Genomic DNA, 18925 nt, shown 5'->3' on the forward strand with positions numbered 1-18925 from the left:
GCCAGATCTCGTAGCCGAGCCTGGCCTCTCCTGCCGGAGCCCGGATGGCGGGCAGGGCCAGCCGGGCTGGAAGGACCCCGGCCAGGTCCCGCAGATCCGGCTCACCGGCCAGGGGCCAGTAGAGCCCAAGCCGTTGATCTGCCCCGATCAGGGGGGGCACAGCACTGAGGGCCTGCTCCAGCAGCCGCCTCCGCTGCGCCTCCGGCTGAGCAGCCCGTCGCTGGCGGAAGTGTCGGCGCCAGAGAGCTTTGGGGTCGGCCGGCCCCGGTTCACCCGCCATCAGCGCTGAAACCAGCCGGTGAGGGCCACGGCCAGGGCATCGGCGGCGTCATCGGGGCGGGGGGGATGGGCCAGGTCCAGTTCCCGCATCACGGCATCAAGCACGTCGTTCTTGTCGGCATGACCGGAGCCCGTGAGCGCCAGCTTGATCTGCATCGGCGGGAACTCCACCACCGGCACCCGCAGCCGGGCCAGCGTCATCATCACCACCCCCCGGGCCTGCACGACGGAGATGGTGGTGCTGGAGCGGTAGAAGAAGAATTTCTCGACGGAGGCCAGCTCGGGGCCCCAGCGGCGCACCAGCCAGCGCAGGTCGCGGGCGATCTCCACCAGTCGCTCCCCCTCCGGTGTGCCGGCCTCGGTGCGAATCATTCCGCAGTCCAGCAGCCGCTGGGGCGGACCGGTCTCGATCAGGCCATAGCCGACACGGGCCAGGCCTGGATCGATGCCGAGGATGCGCAAGGCTTCAGGCCGCCAGGGACAGCTGGAAGGCGTCGCGGGAGGTGTCCGCCATCTCGAAGATCTTGCAGAACACCTTGATCACACGATCACCGGAATCGATCTGCTCAAGCGGATCCTTGCGAAGCCGGTGGCGCAGGCAGCAGGCCACCACCCGGGCCACGTCGTCGTCGGTCACTTCGGTACGTCCTTCGAAGGCGGCCAGGGCCCGGGCCGCCCGGTTGGTGACGATGTCGCCGCGCAGGCCGTCCACATCCAGCTCACCGCAGACCGCCGAGATGCGGATGCGCAGATCAGGATCGATCAGCACCTCGGGGAGCCGCTGCTGGGCGTCCACCACCCGCTGCTGCAGCGCCTGCTGCGCGCTCAGGTGGTGGCTGTTGAAGCCGTCGGGATCGCTGTCGTAGCCGGTGCGCTGGTCCACCACCTGCACGCGCAGCTCCGGATCGCGAACCGTGCGCACCTCCACGCTCATGCCGAAGCGATCGAGCAGCTGGGGCCTCAGTTCTCCTTCCTCGGGGTTGCCCGAGCCGATCAGCACGAAGCGCGCCGGGTGACGCACCGAGACCCCCTCCCGCTCCACCGTGTTCCACCCGGAAGCGGCCGAATCCAGCAGCACGTCCACCAGATGGTCGTCGAGCAGGTTCACCTCATCGACGTAGAGCAGGCCGCGGTTGGCCTTGGCCAGCAGACCCGGCTCGAAGGCCCGCACCCCTTCGCTCAGAGCCTTCTCGATGTCGATCGTTCCGCAGAGGCGGTCTTCGGTGGCACCGAGGGGAAGGTCGACCATCGGGACCTGGCGCGCTTCCACCGGCAGTGCTTCGCCGCTCTCCACCCGCTGGCGCACTTCGGCGCTCTGCAGGTCGGGGTCGCTGGGGGAACTGTTGTAAGGATCTCCGGCAACGACCTCGATCTCCGGCAGCAGATCCGCGAGGGCGCGGATCGTGGTGGATTTCCCCGTGCCCCGGTCGCCCATGATCATCACCCCGCCGATGCGGGGATCGATCACGTTCAACAACAGGGCGAGCTTCATCTCCTCCTGGCCGACGATGGCGGTGAAGGGGAACGCCCTGCGTTTGCGGGTCTGACTCACGGACGGGGGGCCGGCACGGATTCGGATTGTTTCACAGCTGCCTGTGGGAGCACCGGAGCGGGCAGCAGGCTCAGCACCTGGGGGGGCGTGGCGTCGGCGGGGTAGATCAGCCGCACCCTCACCTGCCGTTGCTGGCCTGGGGCCAGGCTGATGCGCCCGAGGCTGGGGCCCTTCTCACCCTGGCGCTGCACCAGATGGAACCAGCGACGTCCGGCTGGACGGCCTTCCGGGCCATCCAGCCCGCTCACCTCCACCGTGCCGCGAAAGACCACCGCCCTGGGCGGGGTGAGGTTGAAGCGCAGACCGCCTTCGGGTCTGTCGGTTTTGCGCGGGGATTCCAGGGCCAGATCGAGGGCCACTGGGGTCTTGGTGTCGTTCACCAGGGGCAGGGTCAGGTCGTATTCCACGCCGTAGTTTCCGTGCGCGGCCCAGGCGGTGCCCGGGTAGAAAGCCTGCAGTTCGGCGGTCTGCACCTGGCCGCTGCCCAGGCTGCCCCGCTCCAGCGAGGCGATCGGCCAGGACACCGGTGCACTGCGCACGGAGAGTGACCTCGTGCCGGGATCGGTGAGCCGTGCGCTCCAGCGGCTGCCCGTCTGCACGCCGCTCACCCGCGAGTAGATGATGCCCCCGGGCTGCCCCCTGGGTGTGGGCACGTGCTCCTTGGCGCTGAGTCCGGCGCGCAGCAGGCGGCTCCAGACCTCCGCTTCCGGTGGCTGCTCGCCTCCGAAGGCGGCCAGGGTGGCCAACTCCACGGGACCGTCACTCTCCAGCCGCAGCTGCAGGTTGCGGCCGTTGAGCAGAGGATCGAGCCCCTTCACGGGAATCGGCAGGGCCAGCAGGGTGGTGAGCTGACCCGCAGACAGGGTCCACTCCTGGGGAATCCCACTGCCGCGGCGGTTCTGCAGCAGTTCGGCCGCCACCCGTGACCCTGGGCCGGCGAACACCGATGTGCCGTCGTGGGTCATCAGGGGCGGCAGCGGCAGGAAGGGAGCCGCCGGCTGGCTCGGATCGCTCGACTGGGACAGGGCCGTGGATCCGCTCAGCACCCGAAGCCGCACCGGCTTGCTGTTCACCGGAGCGGCCACCACCCCCAGCCAGAGCACCGAGTCGAGGGTTTCCGGCCGGCCGGCATAGACGTGGTGGCTGAACAGATCGAAGCGTCCCTGCAGAGGAACGTTCAGGTGGGCCTCAGGGGTGGAGAACGGCTGGCCCGCGAGCGTTCCGCGGCCGTTGAAGGTGGAGAGCAGGATGCCGGGCTGGATGATCAGCTCGGGGTTGTTGTCGTTGATCACCGCCACGCGGTCGAGTCCGCCACTGAGGGGACGCACCTGCTGGGTCCTGAACTCGGTGCTCGGGGCGACGGCCGGGGCCGGAGCAGGGGCCGGAGCCGGGGCCGGGACAGCCGCAGCCGTGGCGCCCAGCTGGGCTACGGCTGCGGTGAGCAGCAGGCCGGCGGCCATGGTCAGGACGGGCATCACACCTCAGCGCGGTTGGGGAGAGGACTCGCTGCGACCCACGAGGGTTTCGCTCACGGCCGCGGCCATGGCCCGGATCAGATCGGTGGAGCGGGGGTCGTTGAACGGGCCTTTCACCATGAACCCTGCCACGGCTCTCTTGCCGTTGGGGAGTTCGATCAGCCCGGCGTCGGCATAGGCGATGCCGATGTCGCCGGTTTTGTTGAGCACGGTCAGTCCCCGGGCCATCAGCTCGCTGTCGGGGTCGCTGGAGTTGCCCCCCAGGCCCTTGAGCAACCCTGCGGGCAGAAGGGTGTTGGTGCGGGAGGTGGCCATGATCGTGCGGAAATGGTCGCGGGCTCGCGGGCTGAGCTTCTCGCCGATGTCCACCAGGGCGATCGAGCGGGCCAGGTCGCGGGGGCTGGTGGTGTTGGTGCCCTCGAGGTCGGGCAGCCAGTTGTTGACCACCGTGGCGGGCAGGCCCAGGGCCTGGAAGTGGGCATTGGTGGCGGCCTTGCCACCGAGGCGCTTGATCAGCAGGTTCGTGGCGCTGTTGTCACTCACCCGGATCATCTCGGTGGCGGCCTCATAGAACGGGAAGCGGGTGCCCAGCGGACGGCTGGCCATCCAGCCGGCTCCGCCTCCCACCACCTCCTTGGTCAGCGGCAGCGGTTCGTTCCAGCGCAGCTTGCCGGCGTCCAGGTCGTCGAGGGCCGCCAACAGGATCGGGGTCTTGATCGAGCTCGCGGCGGGCAGGGGTGTGTCGGGATTGAGCTGGGCGAAACGGCCGTCATCCAGCACCAGCAGGAAGCCGCCCACCTTGAGATCCTTCTGCTCGGCGGCAAGGGCCTTCCAGCGCTGGCTGAGCTTGGTGAGTTCCACCCTGGACTCGAAGCGCCCCAGGGCCAGGCCTCCCTTGGGGGTTGGCACCGGTGAGCTGGCGCTGCTGGCCTTGGGGGCGTCCATCGCGCCCTGGGCGAGTTTCGGGGCGAGTTGTTTCAAGGCGGTGCCGGTGAGCACCCCGAGGCCAAGGCCCATCACCAGCAGGCGCAGGACGAGGGCGAGGGGCTGGAACCAGCCGGGGGATCCGGAACGGGGGGGACGGCCCGTACGCACGATGAAGCCAGGGGCGATGAAGATGGCAGGACCTTAGGGGGTTCCCCGCTGGCTGGCCCAGCGCAGCTGACGGACCATCCCCCGGACCAGGGCCACTTCCTCGGAGCTGATCTGGGCCCGCTGCAGCAGGGCCCTCAGCTTGGCCATCCGGGCATGGGCCGTATGAGGGAGCAGGAACCCCACCTCCAACAGCAACTCCTCGGCATCGGCGATGGCGGCCTCGAGCAGCTGCCGATGGGCGGGTTCCGGCCCGTTCACCGGCGCCGGACCGCTCGCTGGGCGGTTGCTGCTGTCCTGCTGCCAGCGCCGGAGCTCGTGCAGGGTGATGGCCACTGCATGGGAGAGGTTGAGGGAGGGGCGTCCGGGGTCGGTGCTGATCCGCAGGATGCGACCCGCCTGGAGCAGTTCGTCAGTGCTCAGGCCCCGGTCCTCCCGCCCGAACACCAGAGCAGGCGAGCTGGGGCGATCCGCCGGTCCAGCTCCCCGGTGCTGGTCCAGCAGCCAGGGGATGGCCTCGCCGGGGCCTTCGATGGGCACCGCCTGGGAGTCCACCCGTCCGCTGGCGGCGACCACCCGGGTGCGGTCGGCGATGGCCGCCGCGAGATCGGGATAGACCTGGGCCCGCTCCAGCAAGGCCCCGGCGTGGACGGCCATGCGCCGGGCTTCCTCACCGAGGTGATCGCAGCGAGGGGCCACCAGCCGCAGGTCCCGAAGCGCGAAATTGGCGCAGAGCCTGGCCACGCTCCCCACATTCAGGGGGCCAGCGGGTTCCACCAGCACCAGGGCCAGCGCAGGGAGGTCAGGCGGCGCACCGCCGCTCACTCCAGGCTGTGCAGATGGGCCAGCAGGTCGGCCATGGCCTGGGGTTCGGGCTGGAATCGGGGCATCGGCGGAGTGCGGCCGCTCACAACCTGGCGGATCAACTGGCGGTCGCTGCGGCGCTGGCTGACCCCGTGCAGGCTGGGACCCACCAGCCCCTGAGCGGCGATGCCATGGCAGCCCGCGCAGTTCATTCGAAACAGGCGCCCCCCGTTCTCGCGCGAGCCCGAAAGCTCCAGGGTGCGCCGGGTGTAGGGGTCGCTGCGGGCCGCCGGCAGGACGAGCAGCAGCAGCAGGATGCAGCCGGCTGCGGCCAGCAGCACCAGGGCGGTGATCAGGCCCTGGCGCTTCACGGGCGTCTGGGTGGCCTCCAGGGTGGTGGAAGGATCGCCGGTCACGGATCACTCGGAAGACGCAACCAGCCTGCCTTGGCCGTGGGAGAATTGCGCCAGGCACGACTTCCAGCTCCCGATGATCGAACCCCTCCTCTGCGGCATCGTTCTGGGTCTGATCCCGATCACCCTGGTGGGCCTGTTCGTGGCGGCCTGGAACCAGTACCGCCGCGGCAGCGCCCTGGGCGGTTGAGTCAGGCCACAGCAGGCACCAGAATCATCAGGCCACAACTGCCGTAGCGCCGTCGGTCGCTCAGCTGCCAGCCGGGAGGGACGTCCGGGTACGTCTCGCTTGAGCATTCCCACAGCAGGCGTCCCCCCTCAGCCAGCCAGCCCGAGGTGGACACCGCCTCGGCAATCGGGGCGTACAGACCCGAGGCGAAAGGGGGATCGGCGTAGATCAGATCGAAGCCTCCCGCCGCTTCCTCCCCCAGCTGCTGCCCGGGGCCCCGGCACAGCCACTCGGGCAGCTCTGCCCTGATCAGCCGCAGATCGCAGGCCCCAGCCACGCTGGCCCTGACCGCCTCCAGGTTGCGTCGGGCGATGCCGAGGGTCGTCCTGTCGTGATCCACGGCGACCACCCGCCGGGCGCACCGTTGCAGAACTTCGCAGCTCATCACACCGCTGCCGCAGCAGAGATCGAGCCAGCGGCATCCGCTCAGTTCAGCGGCCAGCAGGTTGAGCACCGCCAGCCGCACCCTGGCGCTGGTCGGTCGGGCGTTCAGACCTTGCGGACTGAGCAGTCGGCGTCCGCCACTCAGCCGCAGACTCATGCCCCGTCCTGGTCCACCCAGGCCAGCCAGCGCGCAAGCATGCGTTGCCCCTGGGGTCCTGACTTCTCGGGGTGAAACTGGCAGGCCGCCAGGGCCCCTTGCCAGACCGCCGCAGTCACAGGCTGATCGGCGAAGAGGACTTCGGCGGTGCTGCAGGCCGGATCGTCGGGAGCAGCGGCGTAGGAGTGCACGAAATAGACCCAGGCCGCTGGATGACCTTCCGGCAGCAAGGGACTGGGGTTGGTGGAGATCAGCGGTGCCCAGCCCATGTGGGGGATGGGATGCCCCGGAGCGGAGGGCAGGGCCCGAACCCTGCCTCTGAGCAGGCCGAGGCCAGAGGCTTGTCCCTCCTCGCTGCCCTCGAACAGCAACTGCAGGCCCAGGCAGATCCCCAGCAGGGGGCGACCTCTGGCGCTCCACTCCCGCAGTGGATCCACCAGACGGGCCTCATGGAGACGTTCCATCGCCGGATCGAATGATCCCACCCCCGGCAGGATCAGGGCATCGCACGCCTCCATCGCCGGGGCATCCAGCACGGGAATCAGGTCGGCCCCGAGACGCTCCACAGCACGGGCCACCGAATGCAGGTTGCCCATGCCGTAATCGATCAGGCCGATCCGGCGGCTCATGGCTGCGGCTCCAGACAGCTGCGTTGCTCCGGATGCAGCAGGTCGTCGCTGCGGGGCAGATCGAGCGCGTTGATGGCGGCGATGAGCTGATACAGGCGGCCGACTCGGCGTTGATCGAAGTCGAAGCGCAGGCAGTGCCTCAGGCGATCGTTGTCGTCGCAGCTCTCCCCCAGCTCGAAATCGCCGCTGCGCAGCAGATCCTGGAATCCGGAGCGGATGGCCAGCAGCTCACCCTCCCCCAGGGGCACATGCAGCAGCAGCTCCAGCTCCTCGTCTCGGATGCGGGTGGTGTGGAACACCCGGTAGAAGCGGCGGATCAGCCCGATCGCCTCGCCGGCGCTGCCGGCTCGGCTGATCAGCCCTGCGTCATCAGGACCGATCAATCCTTCGCACTCGAGGCGGGCAAGCAGCTCCTCAGGCCAGTCCTGCCAGAGCCCCTGGCCCGGGGGTGCCAGCAGCACCACCGGAATGGGGGCCGTTCGCCCCGTCTGGATCAGAGTCAGGGCTTCGAACAGTTCGTCGAGGGTGCCGAAACCGCCGGGGAGCACCACCAGGGCGTCGCTCTCGCGCAGGAAGAAGAGCTTGCGGGTGAAGAAGTAGCGGAAGTGCACCAGGCGATCGCCTGCTGTGGCGACGTAGGGGTTGGGCTCCTGCTCGAAGGGCAGCTGGATGTTGAGGCCGAAGCTGTGCTCCGCTCCGGCTCCCCGGTTCGCCGCCTCCATCACCCCGCCGCCAGCACCGGTGATCACCTCAAAGCCTGCGCCCATGGCTTCCCGGCCGACCTCCGCCGCCAGCCGGTAGGTGGAGCTCCCGGGCAGGCTTCGGGACGATCCGAACACCGCCACCTTGCGGGTGGTGCGGTGGGGGTGGAAGGTCGCGAGGGCCTCATGCAGATCGCTCAGGGCACCGGAGATCAACCTCCAGTCGTCCGTGTCATCGGCGATGCGGGCCATCTCCAGGATCGAGTGAAGCGAGCGCTCGATCAGCAGGCGATGGGGATGATCAGCCAGTGAATCCGCCAACCGCTCCAGCGAGGGAGAGGCCGGAGTCATCGCTGAGGGTGAGGGGGCAGGAGATGAAGGGCTGCTCAGAGGTATTTGGCGATCGTGCCGGAGAGGGTGTTCTTGGGAACGGCGCCCACCACGGTGTCCACTTTCTGCCCTCCCTTGAAGATCATCAGGGTGGGGATGCTGCGGATGCCGTACTGGCTGGCGACGTTGGGGTTCTCGTCGGTGTTGAGCTTGTAGACCTTCAGCTTGCCCTCGAATTCCTTGGCGATCTCGTCGACGATCGGGGCCACCATGCGGCACGGGCCGCACCAGGGGGCCCAGAAATCGACCAGCACGGGCACGTCACTTTTGAGCACATCCAGCTCAAAGGAAGCATCGGTGACGGCAGTGGCGCTGGACATCCGAGGGAGGGGACAAGGTGCCTGGAATCTAGCAACGAGGGCCAGGAATCCCCCATGACGGCGGAGGGACCGTAGGAAGACAAAATGCCCGGACGCGCCGGGCGGGTTGGTGTGAGGAGTGTGCGAGCCGGAGCCCCCACACCTTGAGGTTAACGCCCGTCTCCACCGGGATTCCCTCGATTCGTGCCGAAACTGGATCCCTGTTGCAAGGGGCTACTTGCCCATGCCCAGTTGCTGGGCTTTCTGGTACACCTTCCCTTCGGTGAGCAGAGATGGGGCCACCACCACATCGACCTGCTGCATCTCTTTGATCGTTCGTGCACCAAGGGTTCCCATCGACGTGCGCAGGGCGCCGAGCAGGTTCTGGGTGCCGTCGTCCAGGCTGGCCGGACCGCGCAGGATCTTCTCCAGGCTGCCGGTGGTGCCCACGCTGATCCTGGTGCCCCTGGGCAGCACCGGGCTCGGGGTGGCCATGCCCCAGTGGAAGCCACGGCCTGGGGCTTCACTGGCGCGGGCGATCGGCGATCCGATCATCACCGCATCGGCGCCGCAGGCGATGCACTTGCAGATGTCACCGCCGGTGACGATGCCGCCGTCGGCGACGATCGGCACGTAACGGCCGGTCTCGTGCTCATGGTCGTCGCGGGCGGCGGCGCAATCGGCCACCGCGGTGGCCTGGGGGATGCCCACACCCAGAACGCCCCGGGAGGTGCAGGCGGCTCCAGGGCCGATGCCCACCATCACCGCGGCGGCGCCCGCGCGCATCAGCTCGAGAGCCACGTCGTAGGTGACACAGTTGCCGATCACCACCGGAATGCCGAGATCCCGGCAGAGGGCGGCCAGATCGAGGGTTTCGCGCCCGGCGGGCCCAATGTGGTCGGTGGAGACCACCGTGGCCTGAACGAAGAAGAGGTCGGCGCCGGCTTCGGCCACTGCCTGACCGAAGCGCAGCGCCGCGGCAGGGGTGGCACTGACGGCTGCGATGCCACCGGCGGCCTTGATCTCCGCGATGCGCTGGCGGATCAGGTCCTCGCGCACGGGCTGCGCGTAGAGCTCCTGCATCAGGGGCACGAAGGCCTCCTTGCCCACTTCAGCGATGCGATCCAGGATCGGATTCGGGTCGTCGTAACGGCATTGGACCCCCTCCAGGTTCAGCACACCCAGAGCCCCGAGCCGGGACAGTTCCACGGCGACCGACACATCCACCACACCATCCATGGCGCTGGCGATGATCGGGATCTCCCTCTCGATTCCACCGATGGTCCAGCGGCTGTCTGTCACCTCGGGATCCACGGTGCGACCGCCGGGCACCAGGGCGATCTCGTCGATCCCGTAGGCGCGGCGAACGGTTCGGGATCGACCTAACTGAATGGACACCACTGGGGTTTCTGCAGTCGGGCCAAGCTATCAACCGGTCTGGCCCTGCCAGGGCTGCAGGGAACCGGGCCTCTGGTCGGGCCTCAGGGTTGACCACGGAACGACGTCCAGCGCTCCCGCCAGGAGGCGAGCAGCGTCCGGCGGTCGCTGCTGCGCACCAGATGGGTGAGTGCGAAGCGACTCAGCCAGATCACCCCGGCCAGCTCCAGCAGGCCGGGGACCAGGGGCAGACTCTCGATCGCACCCAGCAGCGCGGCGTAGATCCTCAGCAGCAGCAGCAGGCCCACGAAGCCCGCCAGCAGCTTGAGGGGGCCGCTGTACTGCTGCACCTGCCGCTGAAAGGCCCCGCTGCTGAACCAGTCACGCACCTTGCCGCTGAGCAGCTCCCACTCGCCGCCGCTTTCCCCGTTTCCGCTCTCCACACTGGCAGGGACATGCAGGGTGGCGGCCACGGCAGGGTCGGCGGGGGCGGCAGGAACGGGCGCGGGTTCGGTCTCAGGAGCCGGCTCAGGCTCCGGCTCCGGTTGAGGCTCCGGGTCCTGGATGGGCTGCGGTTCCGGTTCCGATGTGGGTTCTGGTTCCGGGGCCGGCTGCGGTTCGGCCTCCACGGCTGACACGGCGCCCGTGCTCAGCTCGGCCTCAGCGGTGATCTGGTCGTCCGGGACAGAGGCACCAGGCCCGGGCACAGTGCCGGGTTCCTCCTCAGCGGGGGATGGCAGGTCCTGGCCCTGATCGGGCTCATGGGATCCAGCAGAGGACTCGACCACCGGTTATCGCGCAAAACCGCCGGTGGAGCTTACGCCGATTCCTTCGGCTTGTCTTTGCCGCCGATGCCTTCAGCCCTCGAGGGGAATCAGACCCGGCCGATCACTCAGGGGGAGCAGGGGAAGCCTCAGGGGAAAGGAGCCATCGAGCAAGCGCTGGATCAGCCCGGCGGCGATTTCATCGGCCAGGCGGGGGCTGTGGGCAGGCGCGCAGCGCAGATGGCGGGCGTCCACCTGGATCTCGCCGGCAAGAAGCTGGCTGTAGGGAACGAAGCCGAAGCTCGGCCGGATCCGGCGTGGAATCGAGAAATCGAGGACGGGGGCCTCGAGCTGGTCGTCGCCGCAGGCCGCCTGGCGGGCCACGGCCAGGTTGATCAGAGGCACAGGGGCCGCGATCGCCACCAGCAGGGCACTGCCATGGCCTTCGAAATGGCAGGGCCGGATCCACTCGGCCTTCAGCTCCGCCAGGTCGACGCTCACGGCCGCCACGGCCCCAGGACCGCGGGCATGGCCGCTCGGCAGCCGCCGGATCTGCGGCTGATGGCCGCTGCCGGCGCCGATCACCCAGCCGATCCCTCCTCCCACCAGAACCGGCGAGCCGGGGCCCAGCAGGCTCAGGCCAGGCATGGTCAGGCCGATGCTGCGAGATCCACCACTGCTGTACAGGGCGCTGCCGTAGGGGCCCAGCAGGGGGCCGTACGGACTGTGGGTGACTCCTTCGGCGCTGCTCACCGCCACGATGCCGTTTTCGCTGATGGCCCGTTGCAGCAGCAGGCGTGCCACGCCAAGGCGTTCGAGCTGAAGGCGGGTCTGGAGTTCACGGCGTGGATGCAGGGCCGTGCCTTCACCACTGGCCACCAGCTCCACCTCCAGGCCCGCCAGCAACTTGCCCAGCACCTGGGCGCCGCCACGCTGCTCCGGGTCCGAGAGGCCACCACCGATCGGAAGGGTCAGGCCGCCGCTGCCGCTCGAGCCCAGGGCCGTGACCCCATCCAGCCGCGCCTCGCGCAGGCGCATGGGCGGGTCGCAGGGACCGAGGCTGAGCTGGAGTGTGGCCTGGTCGGTGAACTCGGCGTTGGCGGCCACCACCACATCGGTGCGGGAGTAGGCCGCTTCCAGTCCCTCGGAGGCCACCAGGGCCCGGAAGTCCGCGGCGCTCCTCACCGCCAGATCACCGGCGCTCTGGCGCTCCTGCAGCTGCGCTTCGGTGCGGGAGCGAGGGGGGGCGGATCCCATCGGCGCAAGCTGCCCGGAGACGGTGACCCCAGCCTCGCTTAACCTGGCCTTCGGCAGTGTGGTGAGAGATGGCGGATCCAACGGGTCCCGGCGAGTCCGACGGACGGATCATCCAGACCGACCTGCGCAATGAGATGTCGCGCTCCTACCTGGAGTACGCGATGAGCGTGATCGTGGGCCGGGCTCTGCCCGACGCCCGCGACGGGCTCAAGCCGGTGCACCGGCGCATCCTCTACGCGATGTACGAGCTCGGTCTCACCAGCGACCGGCCCTACCGCAAGTGCGCCCGGGTGGTGGGCGAGGTGCTCGGCAAGTACCACCCCCATGGGGATACGGCCGTCTACGACGCCCTGGTGCGCATGGCCCAGGACTTCTCGATGCGCATGCCGCTCATCGACGGGCACGGCAATTTCGGCTCGGTCGACAATGACCCTCCGGCCGCGATGCGGTACACCGAATCGCGGCTGCAGGCGCTCACCACCGACAGCCTGCTTGAAGACATCGAAGCGGAAACGGTCGATTACATCGACAACTTCGACGGCTCCCAGCAGGAACCCACGGTGATGCCGGCGCGGGTTCCTCATCTTCTGTTGAATGGATCGTCGGGTATCGCGGTGGGCATGGCCACCAACATCCCCCCTCACAACCTCACCGAACTGATCAATGGCCTGCTGGCCCTGATTGCTGATCCGGAGCTTGATGACCGGGCTCTCCTGACCCTGATTCCCGGACCTGATTTCCCCACCGGCGGCCAGATTCTCGGCCGCCGCGGAATCCGCGAGACCTACACCACCGGCCGCGGTTCGGTGACCATGCGCGGGGTGGCCTCGATTGAAACGCTGGAAGTCCCCGGCCGGCCCGATCGCGATGCCGTGATCATCACCGAGCTCCCTTATCAGACCAACAAGGCGGCGCTGATTGAGCGTATCGCCGAGATGGTCAACGACAAGAAACTCGACGGCATCTCCGACATTCGCGATGAAAGCGATCGCGATGGCATGCGCATCGTGATTGAACTCCGCCGGGATGCCTACCCGCAGGTTGTACTCAACAACCTGTTCAAGCTCACGCCTCTGCAGAGCAATTTCAGTGCCCATATGCTGGCACTGGTCAACAGTGAGCCGGTGCTCCTCACCCTGCGGCGGATGCTGCAGGTGTTCCTCGAGTTCCGCATCGAGACGATCGAGCGGCGTACCCGTTACTTCCTGCGCAAGGCTGAGGAACGGGATCACATCCTGCTCGGTCTCCTGCTGGCCCTCGATCAGCTGGATCCGATCATCGCCCTGATCCGGGCGGCCTCGGATGCGGCCACGGCCCGCCTGCAGTTGCAGGAACGCCATGGCCTCAGTGAGATCCAGGCTGACGCGATCCTGCAGATGCAGCTGCGCCGGCTCACTGCTCTCGAAGCTGACAAGATCCGCCTGGAGCATGAGGATCTTGTTGCCAAGATCGCTGACTACAAGGACATTCTTGGCCGACGTGAGCGCGTGCTCGGACTGATCGAAGCTGAGCTGATCCAGCTGCGTGAGCGTTACCCGTCTGAGCGCCGTACCGAGATTCTTGATCTCGAGGGTGGGCTTGAAGACATCGATCTGATCGCCAATGAGCGATCCGTGGTGCTGCTCACCGAGAACGGCTATCTCAAGCGCATGCCGGTGAGCGAGTTCGAGGCCACCAGCCGCGGGACCCGCGGCAAGGCCGGAACCCGCAGCCAGGGTGAGGAGGCGGTGCGTCTGTTCATCAGCTGCAACGACCACGACACCCTGCTGCTGTTCAGCGATCGCGGCGTGGTCTATGCCGTGCCGGCCTACCGGGTGCCAGTGGGAAGCCGCGGCGCCAAGGGAACGCCGGTGGTGCAGCTGCTGCCGATTCCCCGTGAAGAGCAGATCACCTCCCTGGTGGCGGTGAGTGCCTTCGACGACGATGTCCAGCTGCTGATGCTCACCAGCGGTGGCTACATCAAGCGCACCAGGCTCTCGGCTTTCGCCAACATCCGCTCGAACGGCCTGATCGCCATCAGCCTCGAAGACGGCGATGCCCTGCGCTGGGCCAGGCTGGCCCTGCCGGGCGACAGCGTGCTGATCGGTTCGCTCAAGGGGATGACGATCCACTTCCGCCTCACCGATGGAGAACTGCGTCCCCTGGGCCGCACCGCCCGGGGTGTGCGCGCCATGGCCCTGCGGCCGGGCGATGAGCTGGTGAGCATGGACGTGCTTCCTGCTGAACTGGCGGATCGGGTGGCCAGCTCCTCCGGATCCGAGGGCGATAACGAGGAGGAGGCTCCGGATCCAGGTGAGAGTGCCGAGGGCCCCTGGGTGCTGGTGGCGTCCGCCAGCGGTCTGGGTAAGCGGGTGCCGGTGACCCAGTTCCGTCTGCAGCGCCGGGCCGGTCTGGGTCTGCGCGCCATCAAGTTCCGCCGCGACGGCGACGTGCTGGTGGGGCTGACGGTGATGGGTCCCGGGGAGGAACTGCTGCTGGTGAGTGAGCGGGGGGTGATCGTGCGCATGCAGGCGGATGCGATTCCTCAGCAGTCGCGGGCCGCCACGGGTGTGCGCCTGCAGAAGCTCGACAGCGGTGATCGTCTCAGTGAGGTGGTGCTGGTGCCTCCGGCCCCCGAAGAGGAGCAGCTCGCTGACACCGTTGAGACCACCACGGCACCGGAGTCCCCCTGACGCTTCCCGCCGCCGCGGCCGATGTGCTGGTGCTCGGGGCCGGTCCGGCAGGGCTGGCCATCGCCAGTGAGCTCGTCTCCCTCGGCCTGCGGGTCACAGGGCTGGCCGCAGGCGATCCAGCCAGCCCATGGCAGAACACCTACGGCATCTGGGCTCCCGAGCTGGATCAGCTCCAGCTCTCCCATCTGCTGGAGCATCGCTGGTCGAACTGTGTCAGTTATTTCGGTGCCGACCCTGTGGCTCTCAGCCACGATTATGGCCTGTTTGATCGCGCGAAACTCCAGGACCACTGGCTGGGGCGCTGCTCCGGCATGGACTGGAAGCGGGGACTGGCCGCTGAGCTGATCCACGACCCGCAGGGGTCCCAGGTGACCACCCGGCAGGGGGAGGTGATCAGGGCCCGCCTGGTGATCGACACCACTGGCCACGACCCCGTCTTCGTGCGCCGGCCGGTCCTGGGGCCCGTGGCTGTACAGGCGGCCTACGGGATCGTGGGCTTCTTCACGGCAGCTCCGGTACCACCGGGCCAGTTCGTGCTGATGGACTATCGCAGCGATCATCTGAGCCCGGAGGAGCGCGAGGGTCCGCCGACCTTCCTGTACGCCATGGACCTGGGCGGGGGGCGCTTTTTCGTGGAGGAAACCTCCCTGGCCCTGGCACCGCCGGTGCCGATCGAGGTGCTCCGGGGTCGCCTGCTGAGGAGGCTGGCCCACCGGGGCGTGGCGGTGCTGCAGGTGGAGCATGAGGAGCGCTGCCTGTTCCCGATGAACCTGCCCCTGCCCGACCTCAGCCAGCGGGTGCTGGGCTTTGGAGGGGCCGCCAGCCTGGTGCACCCCGCTTCGGGCTACATGGTGGGCTCGCTGCTGCGGCGCGCTCCAGGCCTGGCGGCTGCCATTGCCGCCGCCCTGGCCAGGCCTGATCAGTCCGCCGCCCAGGTGGCCGAGATCGCCTGGGGTGCCCTCTGGACCCCGGAGCTGGTGCGCAAGCACGGCATCTACCAGTTTGGCCTGGAGAAGCTGATGCGTTTCTCGGAGCGGGACCTGCGCCAGTTCTTCACCACCTTTTTCGCCCTGCCCGAGCGGGAGTGGTACGGATTCCTGACCAATACCCTCAGCCTCGGCGAGCTGGTGGCGGCGATGGTGCGCCTGTTCGCCCAGGCACCGGCCGATGTGCGCTGGGGGCTGATGCAACCGAAAGGGCGCGAAGCCGCCTTGCTCTGGCGGGCCGTGCGGGGTTAGCTGTCCCGCAACCGCTCAACGGAACACCAGGACCGGCAGGTCGGCATGGATCAGCACCCTCTGGGTCTGGCTGCCCAGCAACAGGCCGCTGAGGCCGCGGCGTCCATGGGAGGCCATGAAGATCAGATCGCAGCCATGGCGAGCGGCCGCCTCGATGATCGCCTCATGGGGCAGATCGTTGATCACCCCCTCACTGCTGCAGGGCACCCCGGCGCTCTCGGCCACGGCCTGGGCCTCAGCCAGAATCCGTTCGGCGTTTTCCCTCGCCACGAGGCTGAGGTGCTCCAGCGTGCCGGCATCCAGCATCGTTCCGGTTCCCACCATCGACACCGGCAGAACACTGCGGGCATTGAAGAAAGTGATGCGCGCACCCATCTCCTTGGCGAAGGCCACGGCTCCGTGAACGGCTTTCACGGAGACGTCGGATCCGTCGATGGGGACGAGCAGATGGGAGTACATGGCTGGAGGCCCTGGGTCTGACAAGCCCGAGGAAGTCCTTATTAGGAAGCGTACCCGGGCTGGTGACGGAGTTCTTCAGCCAGCGGCGGACGCTGGAGTCTGCCACCCTCGCACCGCGGCGTCGTCGAGGTCCTGCCCCTTCCAGGAGACCGCCACAATCACCGGCAGGGTCAGCAGGAGCAACACGCTGAGCTGGAGTGGCGCGCTGCTCGGGAATCCGTGGGTGGTGAGCAGCAGACAGATCGGCCGGTGAAAGCGATCCATGACGAAACCGGCGGTGCTGACCGCCAGGATCAGGGGGGGGCAGACGCAGCAGATGGCGGCCCCAGCGCTCACAGACCGGAAAAGCCAGCAACGGGCCGAACACCGCCAGGGGGATGGCATCGAGGCTTGAGTCGATCCTGCCCTTGTGATGGGAGGAGAACAGGCGCGCCGTCACCGAGGCCAGGCCCGTGAGGGCGACGGTGCGGCCTCTCACCCTCGGTTCCACCAGTGCCGGGGAGAGCAGATGGCCGGCCAAGAAGGACGGGAAGTAGAGGAACAGGCGATGCCCCCCACTCTCCAGAAGCTTGCCCAGCATCACGTTGAGGCCGATGATCCCGACACCCATCACCTGGGGGCTGGATGTCCATCGCCGGGGGTCTGGCCCAGCTGTGCGCCAGCAGCAGCATCGGCGCCAGCAGGGAGAACACCCCGATCATCGAGATGTACCAGAGGGTCAGGGGAGGCTCCAGGCTGAAACCGGAGCTCAGCAGCGCCGCCCCGACGAACTGCCAAGGCTTGAGCAGCCCGAAGAGATCGACGAGCAGCAGTGCCGCCAGGTAGGGGGATAGATCCGGATCATCCGCCGCAGGTAGAACGTCCACAGTGCGGCGGCATTGGTGATCAGGGACCTGCCGATCCGATGCCCGGAGATGAACACGAACTGCCCAGCACCACCACGGTCAACCGGTCAGTGAGGTCGTTCTTGTAGCCATCGATCGATCCGGCTTAGCCCAGCGGGTGCCAGAAACCGACGATCCAGAGGATGCAGGTGGCCCGCATCAGATCGATGGCCTGATTGCGCTGGCGTGGAGCCGGCATGATCAGAGGCTGTTGCTCAGGCATGGGTGAGGGGGCGCTCGTCGGGTGGAGAGGGTGGCTGGGCGCTGACACTGGCCCAGTCCGCCGCGTTCAGCTGGGGGAACAGACCATCCTCGGCCTCGATGGCCTCGAGCCAGCCCTCGGGCAAGTCCGCGCCGGTGTCGATGGCATGCATCAGCCGCCAGAAACGGTCGAGATGGCGGTGAATCCGCTCCCGGGCCAGAGTGGTGGTGGTGCCGGCCCGGAGGATGAAACTCCAGTCTGAGCTCTGAGCCAGCAGCAGCTCCCGACCCGCCTGGGTGAGCAGCCGCCGCTGGCGCTCCGAGGCCACGCCGCGATTCACCTGCTTGACCATCGCCGCGGAAGCCCGATGCCATTCCGGCACCACCCAGGCATTGCTCTGGTGGAGCCAGTAGTGGTGATACCCACCCTGCCCCCAGCTCGAGGGGGACGGCCGGCAGATCTGCAGGGGCTCCTCGCGCTCGAGGGCTCCGCGAAGGCTGCTGAATGCCACGCCAGCGGCAGGCCCCTGGCGAAACAGTTCGGCGAGAAACAGGGGCCCCTCGTACCACCAGTGGCCGAACAACTCCGCGTCGAAGGGGGCCACCAGCAGGGGGGGGCGTGCCATGGCCGCGGCGAGGGACGCCAGCTCCTCGCTGCGGCCGGCCAGGTAGTCGCTGGCGTGCTCCATGGTCCGACTGGCCGCTGCCTTCGGTTCGTAGGGCAATTTCTGATCGAGTGGCGAGCCCTGGCTGCTGACCCGGTGCAGTTTCAGCCCCAGGGGCCGTGAGCTCGTGATGCCATGGGCGTGCAGCTCGGCTTCGGGCAGATCCCAGCCCAGGTCACGGTGAAACTCCCTGTAGGCGCCATCCCCTGGATATCCTTCCGAGGCCGACCACACCGGCAGGGTGGCGGCGCCATCGCGGGCGAAGAAGGCGATGCCCGCAGGCGAGCAGATCGGCGCGTACACCCCATAGCGAGGCCTGGGCAGTGCATGCAGCAGGCCATGGGCGTCGAGAACGGAATAACGCAGGCCGCACTGCCGCAGCAGCAGATCGAGACCTTCGTAATAGGCGCACTCCGGCAGCCAGATGCCCAGCGGGCGCTCCCCCAGCAAGCGCTGGTGCTCCCGCACGGCATTGATGAGCTGGGCTCGCACGGCTTCGGGACTGTGGCGCAGGAGCGGCAGGTAGCCGTGGGTCGCGGCGCAGGTGAGCAGGTCGAGCACCCCGTCCTGCTGCAACTGGCGGAAGCGGTGCAGCAGCTGACCGCCGCTTGCGATCCAGCTCTGGCGGGTGTTCTCCAGGGTGTCGGCCAGGGCGCTGGCGGCGGCGCGGTGGCTGGAGGGGGCGTGACGCAGCAATCGCTGACGCTGGGCGAGCCAGTCGGGGAAGCGCGCGCTCAGCACGGGATCGCTGATCAGGCTGAGCAGGGTGGGCGAGAGCCCGAGGCTGAGGCAGGGGTGCTGGCTGGGATCATCCCGGCTGGCTTCCAGCACCTGGAGCAGCGGCAGATAGCTCTCGAGCAGGGCCTGGAAGTACCAGTCCTCCTCCAGGGAGCCCGGCTGGCTGTCCCGGACGAAGGGGAGATGGGCATGAAGGACCAGGGCCAGGGTGCCGGTGGCCATCGACCATCCATCAATGAGGCCACCTTACGGCGCACGCTTCGTTG

20 protein-coding genes and 1 pseudogene are annotated in these 18925 nt (G+C 68.1%); 4 read left to right on the forward strand and 17 right to left on the reverse strand.

What is annotated here, in order from left to right:
• The 7 genes and pseudogenes from VB734_RS10385 to VB734_RS10415 form a co-directional block, all read right to left on the reverse strand.
• A pseudogene (locus VB734_RS10385) lies at nt 1-280 on the reverse strand (5-formyltetrahydrofolate cyclo-ligase); the annotation flags it as partial.
• On the reverse strand, nt 280-741 hold the full coding sequence (gene ruvC, locus VB734_RS10390; RefSeq protein ID WP_197165394.1) for a crossover junction endodeoxyribonuclease RuvC: 462 nt from the start codon (nt 739-741) through the stop codon (nt 280-282). The gene ruvC and the pseudogene VB734_RS10385, both read right to left, overlap by 1 nt.
• A gap of 4 nt (nt 742-745) precedes the next feature.
• Complete coding sequence (gene bchI / locus VB734_RS10395; RefSeq protein WP_197165393.1) at nt 746-1831, reverse strand: magnesium chelatase ATPase subunit I; 1086 nt, start codon at nt 1829-1831, stop codon at nt 746-748.
• The gene (locus VB734_RS10400) at nt 1828-3306 is read right to left on the reverse strand and encodes a DUF3370 domain-containing protein (protein WP_322782585.1); all 1479 of its coding nucleotides are present in this window, start codon (nt 3304-3306) and stop codon (nt 1828-1830) included. Before VB734_RS10400 ends, bchI begins: the two co-directional genes overlap by 4 nt.
• 6 nt (nt 3307-3312) lie before the next feature.
• The gene (locus VB734_RS10405) at nt 3313-4401 is read right to left on the reverse strand and encodes a serine hydrolase (protein WP_197165389.1); all 1089 of its coding nucleotides are present in this window, start codon (nt 4399-4401) and stop codon (nt 3313-3315) included.
• A 33-nt stretch (nt 4402-4434) separates the two neighbouring features.
• Entirely contained in the window at nt 4435-5223 is a 789-nt protein-coding gene (locus tag VB734_RS10410) for an RNA methyltransferase (protein WP_197165387.1), read from the reverse strand.
• A complete protein-coding gene (locus tag VB734_RS10415) occupies nt 5220-5618 on the reverse strand; it encodes a c-type cytochrome (RefSeq protein ID WP_197165385.1) in 399 nt (132 codons plus the stop codon). Before VB734_RS10415 ends, VB734_RS10410 begins: the two co-directional genes overlap by 4 nt.
• A gap of 73 nt (nt 5619-5691) precedes the next feature.
• On the opposite strand from VB734_RS10415, the gene petG reads away from it, so the two are divergent.
• Nucleotides 5692-5805 (forward strand): cytochrome b6-f complex subunit V, encoded by a 114-nt coding sequence (gene petG, locus VB734_RS10420; RefSeq protein ID WP_006170345.1) that lies wholly within the window; start codon nt 5692-5694, stop codon nt 5803-5805.
• Nucleotide 5806: 1 nt separating this feature from the next.
• Here petG and VB734_RS10425 read toward each other — a convergent pair whose 3' ends face one another.
• From VB734_RS10425 to VB734_RS10455, 7 genes are all read right to left on the reverse strand, one after another.
• Nucleotides 5807-6385, reverse strand: coding sequence for an RsmD family RNA methyltransferase (locus tag VB734_RS10425; RefSeq protein WP_197165383.1), 579 nt, complete (start codon nt 6383-6385; stop codon nt 5807-5809).
• On the reverse strand, nt 6382-7014 hold the full coding sequence (gene hisH, locus VB734_RS10430) for an imidazole glycerol phosphate synthase subunit HisH (protein WP_197165381.1): 633 nt from the start codon (nt 7012-7014) through the stop codon (nt 6382-6384). Before hisH ends, VB734_RS10425 begins: the two co-directional genes overlap by 4 nt.
• Nucleotides 7011-8066: an LOG family protein gene (locus VB734_RS10435; RefSeq protein WP_197165379.1), complete on the reverse strand. Its 1056-nt coding sequence runs from the start codon at nt 8064-8066 to the stop codon at nt 7011-7013. Before VB734_RS10435 ends, hisH begins: the two co-directional genes overlap by 4 nt.
• Nucleotides 8067-8101: 35 nt before the next feature.
• Nucleotides 8102-8425: a thioredoxin gene (gene trxA, locus VB734_RS10440; protein WP_006170349.1), complete on the reverse strand. Its 324-nt coding sequence runs from the start codon at nt 8423-8425 to the stop codon at nt 8102-8104.
• 213 nt (nt 8426-8638) lie between these two features.
• Nucleotides 8639-9802 carry a GuaB3 family IMP dehydrogenase-related protein gene (locus VB734_RS10445; RefSeq protein WP_197165377.1) on the reverse strand — a complete coding sequence of 388 codons (1164 nt, stop codon included), beginning with the start codon at nt 9800-9802 and terminating at the stop codon, nt 8639-8641.
• An 83-nt stretch (nt 9803-9885) separates the two neighbouring features.
• The gene (locus VB734_RS10450; RefSeq protein WP_231594823.1) at nt 9886-10569 is read right to left on the reverse strand and encodes a CAAD domain-containing protein; all 684 of its coding nucleotides are present in this window, start codon (nt 10567-10569) and stop codon (nt 9886-9888) included.
• Nucleotides 10570-10638: 69 nt separating this feature from the next.
• Nucleotides 10639-11802 (reverse strand): homocysteine biosynthesis protein, encoded by a 1164-nt coding sequence (locus VB734_RS10455; RefSeq protein WP_197165375.1) that lies wholly within the window; start codon nt 11800-11802, stop codon nt 10639-10641.
• Between the two features lie 68 nt (nt 11803-11870).
• Here VB734_RS10455 and gyrA point away from each other — a divergent pair, with 68 nt between their 5' ends.
• Together gyrA and crtL are read left to right on the forward strand one after the other, a co-directional pair.
• Nucleotides 11871-14474 (forward strand): DNA gyrase subunit A, encoded by a 2604-nt coding sequence (gene gyrA / locus VB734_RS10460; RefSeq protein WP_197165373.1) that lies wholly within the window; start codon nt 11871-11873, stop codon nt 14472-14474.
• Nucleotides 14471-15712 (forward strand): lycopene beta cyclase, encoded by a 1242-nt coding sequence (gene crtL, locus VB734_RS10465; RefSeq protein WP_197167042.1) that lies wholly within the window; start codon nt 14471-14473, stop codon nt 15710-15712. Before gyrA ends, crtL begins: the two co-directional genes overlap by 4 nt.
• Before the next feature lie 15 nt (nt 15713-15727).
• On the opposite strand, the gene VB734_RS10470 is transcribed toward crtL, so the two are convergent.
• Nucleotides 15728-16171: a universal stress protein gene (locus VB734_RS10470; protein WP_197165372.1), complete on the reverse strand. Its 444-nt coding sequence runs from the start codon at nt 16169-16171 to the stop codon at nt 15728-15730.
• 75 nt (nt 16172-16246) lie between these two features.
• Nucleotides 16247-16507: a hypothetical protein gene (locus VB734_RS10475; protein ID WP_322782586.1), complete on the reverse strand. Its 261-nt coding sequence runs from the start codon at nt 16505-16507 to the stop codon at nt 16247-16249.
• A gap of 257 nt (nt 16508-16764) precedes the next feature.
• Between VB734_RS10475 and VB734_RS10480 the strand changes: the two genes are divergently transcribed.
• Nucleotides 16765-17004 (forward strand): hypothetical protein, encoded by a 240-nt coding sequence (locus VB734_RS10480; protein ID WP_323243327.1) that lies wholly within the window; start codon nt 16765-16767, stop codon nt 17002-17004.
• Nucleotides 17005-17270: 266 nt separating this feature from the next.
• Here VB734_RS10480 and VB734_RS10485 read toward each other — a convergent pair whose 3' ends face one another.
• On the reverse strand, nt 17271-18881 hold the full coding sequence (locus VB734_RS10485) for a glycoside hydrolase family 57 protein (protein ID WP_197165368.1): 1611 nt from the start codon (nt 18879-18881) through the stop codon (nt 17271-17273).
• Nucleotides 18882-18925: the final 44 nt, after the last annotated feature.

The organism is Synechococcus sp. BA-124 BA4, from assembly GCF_034931165.1.

Bases quoted from the DNA above. Each gene is read 5' to 3' on its own strand.
- VB734_RS10400 (WP_322782585.1), bottom strand. From the start codon at position 3,306: ATGCCCGTCCTGACCATGGCCGCCGGCCTGCTGCTCACCGCAGCCGTA.
- petG (WP_006170345.1), top strand. From the start codon at position 5,692: ATGATCGAACCCCTCCTCTGCGGCATCGTTCTGGGTCTGATCCCGATC.
- VB734_RS10425 (WP_197165383.1), bottom strand. From the start codon at position 6,385: ATGAGTCTGCGGCTGAGTGGCGGACGCCGACTGCTCAGTCCGCAAGGT.
- hisH (WP_197165381.1), bottom strand. From the start codon at position 7,014: ATGAGCCGCCGGATCGGCCTGATCGATTACGGCATGGGCAACCTGCAT.
- VB734_RS10435 (WP_197165379.1), bottom strand. From the start codon at position 8,066: ATGACTCCGGCCTCTCCCTCGCTGGAGCGGTTGGCGGATTCACTGGCT.
- trxA (WP_006170349.1), bottom strand. From the start codon at position 8,425: ATGTCCAGCGCCACTGCCGTCACCGATGCTTCCTTTGAGCTGGATGTG.
- VB734_RS10455 (WP_197165375.1), bottom strand. From the start codon at position 11,802: ATGGGATCCGCCCCCCCTCGCTCCCGCACCGAAGCGCAGCTGCAGGAG.
- gyrA (WP_197165373.1), top strand. From the start codon at position 11,871: ATGGCGGATCCAACGGGTCCCGGCGAGTCCGACGGACGGATCATCCAG.
- VB734_RS10470 (WP_197165372.1), bottom strand. From the start codon at position 16,171: ATGTACTCCCATCTGCTCGTCCCCATCGACGGATCCGACGTCTCCGTG.
- VB734_RS10480 (WP_323243327.1), top strand. From the start codon at position 16,765: ATGATCCCGACACCCATCACCTGGGGGCTGGATGTCCATCGCCGGGGG.
- VB734_RS10485 (WP_197165368.1), bottom strand. From the start codon at position 18,881: ATGGCCACCGGCACCCTGGCCCTGGTCCTTCATGCCCATCTCCCCTTC.